Source organism: Enterobacter cloacae complex sp. 277I4 (assembly GCF_050031465.1).
In the GTDB taxonomy this organism is placed as follows: Bacteria; Pseudomonadota; Gammaproteobacteria; order Enterobacterales; family Enterobacteriaceae; genus Enterobacter; species Enterobacter cloacae.
This window is the reverse complement of record NZ_JBLGWC010000008.1, coordinates 1-2,496: the sequence shown is the minus strand read 5'-3', so window position 1 is coordinate 2,496 and position 2,496 is coordinate 1. Positions and strand designations below refer to the sequence as shown.

Here is a 2,496-nt window from a genome sequence, read left to right as displayed (position 1 = left end):
AATGCACATCCTGTCCGGGAGCGGACACCGGGAAACAGCAAAAAAAACCGGGCGACACGCCCGGAACTCAATCAAGTTAGATTACTCTCAATCTTCCATAACAGCATCATGGAACGACGACCACCGTCCGTGACGGCCGCCTGGATTGAGTATGGACAAAAATTCAGGAAATGCTTCAGGAAATGCTCAGGACGAAACGTAATGAATGCGAACTGATTCAAGAAATTCGAGCATGACCGCCCTTGCGGCCGGTTCGGTTTCAGACAAAATCTGCCGGTATGCATCCAGCATCATGGCTCCGGCATCCCCTTCGGCACGCCGGAGCCAGCCCGAAACAACGGACACAAGCAGGTGTCGCTCATCATCATTAAAAGTCATCAGGGCTCCGGAGGAAAAACCAAACATGGCTTACCTCCTGTTAACGGCAACGCAGAAGAAAGGTTTACATGGTAGCGGGCAGGAATGAAAAAAATCGCAGTCAGACCAGAACGGCTGCTTAACCGGTACAGGCGGGTTCCGGGCGCAGCGCCGGACCAGTCACGCAGCGCTAGCGGAGTGTATACTGGCTTAATATGTTGGCACGGATGCGGATGTCAGTTAAGTGCTTCATGTGGCAGGAGAAAAAGGCGGCATCGGTGCGTCAGCAGAATATGTGATACAGGAGATATTCCGCTTCCTCGCTCACTGACTCGCTGCGCTCGGTCGTTCGGCTGCGGCGAGCGGTACGGGCTTACGTACAGAGCAGAAATTTCCTGGAGAATGCCAGGAAGGTTCTTAGCGAAAAAGGCATAAGGCCACGGCAAAGCCGTTTTTCCATAGGCTCCGCCCCCCTGACAAGCATCACGAAATCTGACGCTCAAATCAGTGGTGGCGAAACCCGATGCGGCTTAAAGATACCAGGCGTTTCCCCCTGGTGGCTCCCTCGTGCTCCCCCGCATTCCTGCCTTTCGGTTTACCGGTGTCACTCCGCTGTTATGGCCGCGGTTTCTCATTCCACGCCTGACACTCAGTTCCGGGAAGGCAGTTCGCTCCAGGATGGACTGTATGCACGAACCCCCCGTTCAGTCCGACCGCTGCGCCTTATCCGGTAACTATCAACTTGAGTCCAACCCGGAAAGACACGACTAATCGCCATTGGCAACGGCCATTGGTAAACAGGATGTGCGAGAGATGTATCAAGAGTTCTTGAAGTGGCGGCCTTAGTGAGGCTACACTGAAAGGACAAATTTGGTGACATGTCTCGCACAAGACTGTTACCACGGTTAGGGGATCTGCCAGGATTACCTAACCTTCGAAAAACCACCTGCCAGGGTGGTTTTTTCGTTTACAGGGCAAGAGATTACGCGCGAAAAAAAAGGATCTCAAGAAGATCCTTTATAAATTAGACATCCAACCTCACAAAGAGGAATACTTAAATCATCTTGGTATATGTATCTGCTGGATTACATCTCATATAAGCCTCCTCCCCGCTTGACACCACACTTTGACCATAGCACCTCGCGCCTAACTCGATATACAGCCCACCATCAAGCCTCTTTTCACATAAAAAATAACCTATAGTTAGATGGTTAGTGACCAAAACTGATATGGATAAAAGGAGCTGGCTTTGAAAAAGATTTTTGTTTCAGTGTTCGCAGCGGCAGTTGCGCTTTCAGCCCTCACCGGCTGCACGCGCACAAGCTATGCCATACACACCAATGACGGTCGCACTATTGTCAGCGACGGCAAACCTAAAGAATCAGACTCAGGCCTGCTTGGCTATACAGACGCGAATGGTGTCAAACAGCAGATCAATAAAACCGACGTTAAAGAAGTCTCCGAAATTCCGCACTGAGCATATTCTCCGAAAAAGGCCGCTAATGTGGCCTTTTTCTTTACCTGTGGTTCTCCGCCAAAATCCCAGCAAATTGCATCACCAAAGCTAAAAGCTTTCAGGGTTGTCTAAAAAGCACAAGACATAAGAGGAAGTGCGGTATTTTATAATCAAGCCCCCAAGAATTTACCATAACATCCGTTGCCCGCACCGCCTCAGACGCGCTCAGCGCGTTTCTGACGGAACCATGACAAAAACCACAACAAACCACCCCGGAACCCGTCAGAAACGCGCCTGTTAAATTTTAACGGCATGCATGACTATGCACCAGAATGACGGCATGCTCTTTTCACGCAAAAATCATCACCAGACGGGGAAAATCACCAGTGACCAGACAGGAATCCGCCGCCCTCAACATGGCCAAATTTATCCGCTCACAGACACTCCTCCTCCTCGAACGGCTCGAACAGATGGATCTGGATGAGGCAGCCGGCTGCTGTGAGCATCTGCACGATCAGGCTGAAGCGCTTTACGCCATGCTGAACGCACAGATAGGCGAGAAAGATGCGTGAAAATCGGTGAACGGGTGCGCAATTCAGTGCGCGGCCGTGAGGCGATGGCGGGGTGTCGGGGCGCAGCCCTGAACGGGGTATTTGTGATGCCGCCGCGTGCGCGGTATTACA

3 protein-coding genes are annotated in these 2,496 nt (G+C 51.5%); 2 read left to right on the top strand and 1 reads right to left on the bottom strand.

Going from position 1 to position 2,496, the window contains the following annotated elements; translation table 11 throughout:
* Nucleotides 1–186: 186 nt before the first annotated feature.
* Complete coding sequence (locus tag ACQG19_RS27450; RefSeq protein ID WP_182407767.1) at nucleotides 187–405, bottom strand: hypothetical protein; 219 nt, start codon at nucleotides 403–405, stop codon at nucleotides 187–189.
* 1,201 nt (nucleotides 406–1,606) lie between these two features.
* Here ACQG19_RS27450 and ACQG19_RS27445 point away from each other — a divergent pair.
* The gene (locus ACQG19_RS27445; RefSeq protein ID WP_021243043.1) at nucleotides 1,607–1,834 is read left to right on the top strand and encodes a YgdI/YgdR family lipoprotein; all 228 of its coding nucleotides are present in this window, start codon (nucleotides 1,607–1,609) and stop codon (nucleotides 1,832–1,834) included.
* Nucleotides 1,835–2,199: 365 nt separating this feature from the next.
* Nucleotides 2,200–2,385, top strand: a complete 186-nt coding sequence (locus ACQG19_RS27440; RefSeq protein WP_032673404.1) for a Rop family plasmid primer RNA-binding protein — start codon at nucleotides 2,200–2,202, stop codon at nucleotides 2,383–2,385.
* The last annotated feature ends 111 nt before the right edge of the window (nucleotides 2,386–2,496 follow it).